The 521-nt window shown below is 48.8% G+C and carries 4 tRNA genes; all 4 read left to right on the forward strand.

Annotated elements, in window-relative coordinates:
- The first annotated feature begins 68 nt into the window (after nt 1-68).
- The 4 genes from ACYUE0_RS17790 (at nt 69) to ACYUE0_RS17805 (ending at nt 448) form a co-directional block, all read left to right on the forward strand.
- Nucleotides 69-145: transfer RNA gene (locus ACYUE0_RS17790), tRNA-Arg, on the forward strand.
- A gap of 5 nt (nt 146-150) precedes the next feature.
- Nucleotides 151-226, forward strand: a tRNA-His gene (locus ACYUE0_RS17795).
- A gap of 68 nt (nt 227-294) precedes the next feature.
- Nucleotides 295-369: transfer RNA gene (locus ACYUE0_RS17800), tRNA-Gln, on the forward strand.
- 3 nt (nt 370-372) lie between these two features.
- Nucleotides 373-448, forward strand: a tRNA-Lys gene (locus ACYUE0_RS17805).
- The last annotated feature ends 73 nt before the right edge of the window (nt 449-521 follow it).

Below are 521 nucleotides of genomic sequence, written 5' to 3' on the forward strand. Positions count from 1 at the left end.
TCAATGGTAGAGTGCTAGCCTTCCAAGCTAGTTACGAGGGTTCGATTCCCTTCACCCGCTCCAAGTATGCGTTTTTAGCTCAGTTGGATAGAGCAACGCCCTTCTAAGGCGTGGGCCAGGGGTTCGAATCCCTTAAAACGCACCATTATGGTGGCCGTAGTTCAGTTGGTAGAGCACCAGGTTGTGGCTCTGGGTGTCGTGGGTTCGAGTCCCATCGGCCACCCCATTAAAAATTTAAAAAGTGTTGACAGGTTATAATTAACATATTATAATAAATAACTGTCAAAACAATGTTGGGATATCGCCAAGCGGTAAGGCACCAGACTTTGACTCTGGCATTCGTAGGTTCAAATCCTGCTATCCCAGCCATAAGGTTCACTAGCTCAGTCGGTAGAGCACATGACTTTTAATCATGGTGTCCGGGGTTCGATTCCCCGGTGAGCCACCAAATTATGCAGATGTGGCGGAATTGGCAGACGCACTAGACTTAGGATCTAGCGCCTTTGGCGTGGGGGTTCGAC

This window comes from Clostridium sp. CTA-19, from assembly GCF_054767855.1.